We start from the raw sequence: 3,209 nt of genomic DNA on the forward strand, positions 1-3,209 counted from the left end.
ATTAAACACACATTATTTTTAGTATCAGGAGTATCAAGTTTTATTATTTTTTACATGGGTTTGGTAAACTTTCTAACATCTGTCGAACAGTCAACTGGCATGATTCTGTTATTTTTCTCAGTATTTGTTGCAGCAGGGACATTGTTAGGAACAGTATACATTTCAAAGAGCATCACAAAACCAATTGAGAAATTGGCAGAAAGAATGACAGATTTTTCAAAGACAAATAAAAATGTCAAATAAAAATCAAAATCAAAAACTAATGTAACTGAAATTTTTCAGTTAAATGAGAATTTTGAGATCATGGGAGATAGAGTTGAAAAGACCATCGAAGTACAAAATGAATACGTACAAAAATTAAAAGATATGGATAGGAAAAAAAGTGGAATTTTCATCAATGGTTTCACATGAGCTGAAAACTCCATTGGTACCAATTTTAGGATACGTTCAGATGTTACAGAAGGATAATTTTCTTGGAGAATTAAATGAAAAACAAACAGAAGCAGTCAATGAAATCTACTCATCTGCAATCAAACTACAAAGATTGGTGGGGGATATCATGACAACACAGAAACTAGAATTAGGGAAACTAGATTTTAATTCAGAAAACATTAGCGTATCAGTTATGCTAGATGACATACTTAAGGAATTCAAACCAATTACAAATGAAAAGAATATCACTTTAGATTTGAATTTCAGTGGAGATTTAAGTATTTTTAGCGATAAAGACAGGATTAATCAAGTATTTACAAATCTCATTAGAAATGCAATTGACTTTGTAGCAAAGGGTACAGGGATTGTGACAATTGGTGCAAAGGATGATTCAGAGTATGTTGAATTTTTTGTTCAGGATAACGGACCTGGTATTTCTAAAGAAAATCAAAAAGAGATCTTCAAGAAATTTTATCAGATCGATACCTCAACCAGTAGGAAAAGAGGTGGGAGTGGATTAGGTTTAGCAATTTGTAAAGGGATCATAGAAGGATTAGGAGGGAAAATATGGGTAAAAAGTGTAGAAAATGTTCAAACCACATTCTATTTTAAGATTCCAAAAAAATCAATCAAAGTTTCACTGAAAAATATAATTGAATGAGTAAATAAAAAATATTTTACATTTAACTTTTACGTACAAAAAAACTGGATGAATACTACGCTCATCTTAAATTAAAAAAAACAATATTTTACTGTAATGAAGACAAATAATGTTTGTTCATTAGTCGTGATCCTATTTCTAATTTTTACAGTTGCCCCTGTATTTGCAGAAGTTACTAATCTTCAAACAAATTCAAATTCATTTTACAGAGGAGATCAAATTGAATTCTCAGGTACGGTTGAAAAAGAGTCTACAGGTCTAGTTACAATTGTAATTCGTGATAACAATGATGAGTTTGTTCTATTAACTCAAGCAATGATCAATTATGATAACTCTTTTCGAAAAAGTGTTGAAATTGATGAAAAGTTTTTAGAACATGGAATGTATAATGCCACAGGATTTATTTTGAATATGACTAAAGGTGTAACAGTAGATTTTGGCGTGTCTTTAACAGGCGTTTCAATTAATACGGAAAAAGATGCAATGCAGCAAAATAATCAGACTGAAGTATACATTGCGGATAATGATTCTGAAAAAACAGAGGTTGTGGAACCTGTTGAAATCATAGAAATTATAAAAGACGAAGAACCAAAAGAGGTTAAGAAAATTGCTGATTTTGTAGATCACAACAAAAACCCACAGCATTACATTGACAGATATTACAATGAACCATCATACAAATCATGGTTTGATCGAAACTATCCAGGAGTAACAATAGAAGAAGCTGTAGGATACCAAGATGGGATAAATTCAAAATCAAACACATCGGAATTAATGGATGCAAAAATTATTCCCGAAGCTCAAGCTTCATCAATTGCACAAATAAATGAAGAACCAATTGAAGATAGAGAGAGAAAACCAGATAATTCAGAAATTGCACAAATTTCTTTAGCAATAGCAGGTTTAGGAATATTATTTGGGGCAGTGTACGGGATAAAAATCAAAGTAGACAGCAATTCAAGGCAAATTTCCATCAATAAAGACACGATACGAAGAATAATTCATCCAATAATAGGCTCAAATCCTCTGGAAATCATTCAGACCAGATTAGCGAAAGGAGAGATTAGCCTTGAAGAATATGAGAAATTAAAATCTTCGATAAATTAACTTGGAGTTAGCATAGAACTAGATTTTGCCTGAGAATATTTAATTGAATTATTTTTAATATCGTCAAAAAATCTTTTAATCATTTCTATACCGGCAACAATCTTTGGAGCAGAATTTTTTACAAATTCCAATTTTTCTGCACTAGATTTAGGTTTGTTATTTAGATAGTTCTGATAAACTTTAGCACCATCATAATCAACATATGCAATTCTTGCGCTAAAATCAGTTCTTTCTAAAACAAGACTATCGCCACCAACTATTGCTGTATGATATGGATGAACCATCAAAGATTCAGATAATTTTTGTGAAGTGTAAATTTTTGCTTTTTGTAAATCAGGAGCAAATACATTGAAATCAGCTAAAAGGTAAAACGTTGCGTCAGGTCTTGTAACCTTTATTCCATCTATTTCAGATAATGCATGATGTGTGTATTCACTCATTATTTGATGAATTCCTCTTGTAACCTCAAAATACTCATCAAGTTCTTTGCTAATTTCAAATCCAGCAACTGCTGCATGTTGAATTGGTGTAGATACTGCAGTATATTCGGTTGCAAGTATTTTTTTAAATTGTAATTTTAGATCATTTGCATGCTGTGGAAAAATTACATACCCAAGTCTATATCCACCAGCAGCGTGAGATTTAGATAAACCATTTGTCACAAATGTTCCTTCAGGATAAATTTTTCCCATGCTTACAAATTTTGAAAAATCATACGTTGTTTGAGCATAAATTTCATCAGAAAGAACAATGATGTTTTGTTCTCTACAAACATCTGCAATTTCTTCTAATTCTAATCGATCATAAAGTAATCCTGTAGGATTGTTAGGGTTATTTAAAATTAAAATCTTTTGTCTGTCTTGCAATCGTAATGCTAATCTTCTCAAATCATTTGGCACGATTTTTTTTATTTGCACGTGTTGGTAACATGTGATAATTTTTTTTCAAAAATCTAATCTGAGGCAAATAGCCAAGCCAAGCAGGAGTTGGCAAAATTACGGTTCCATGT

The 3,209-nt window shown here is 31.3% G+C and carries 3 protein-coding genes and 1 pseudogene; 3 read left to right on the forward strand and 1 reads right to left on the reverse strand.

The window, feature by feature from the left end:
• The 3 genes from BD31_RS10535 to BD31_RS01500 all read left to right on the forward strand — a co-directional run.
• The coding region (locus tag BD31_RS10535) for a HAMP domain-containing protein (protein WP_008297395.1) at positions 1 to 243 on the forward strand (243 nt) is incomplete at its 5' end.
• A 154-nt stretch (positions 244 to 397) separates the two neighbouring features.
• On the forward strand, positions 398 to 1,093 hold the full coding sequence (locus tag BD31_RS01495) for a sensor histidine kinase (protein WP_238536029.1): 696 nt from the start codon (positions 398 to 400) through the stop codon (positions 1,091 to 1,093).
• 96 nt (positions 1,094 to 1,189) lie between these two features.
• Positions 1,190 to 2,200 (forward strand): SHOCT domain-containing protein, encoded by a 1,011-nt coding sequence (locus BD31_RS01500; RefSeq protein ID WP_048097331.1) that lies wholly within the window; start codon positions 1,190 to 1,192, stop codon positions 2,198 to 2,200.
• On the opposite strand, the pseudogene BD31_RS01505 reads toward BD31_RS01500, so the two are convergent.
• Positions 2,197 to 3,209 (reverse strand): annotated as a pseudogene (locus tag BD31_RS01505) (pyridoxal phosphate-dependent aminotransferase); the annotation flags it as partial. The gene BD31_RS01500 and the pseudogene BD31_RS01505 overlap by 4 nt on opposite strands.

Origin of the sequence: Candidatus Nitrosopumilus salarius BD31 (genome assembly GCF_000242875.2) — an archaeon.
Lineage (GTDB): Archaea > Thermoproteota > Nitrososphaeria > Nitrososphaerales > Nitrosopumilaceae > Nitrosopumilus > Nitrosopumilus salarius.

Coding starts and splice junctions, on each gene's coding strand:
- BD31_RS01495 (WP_238536029.1), top strand. CDS start 398: ATGGTTTCACATGAGCTGAAAACTCCATTGGTACCAATTTTAGGATAC.
- BD31_RS01500 (WP_048097331.1), top strand. CDS start 1,190: ATGAAGACAAATAATGTTTGTTCATTAGTCGTGATCCTATTTCTAATT.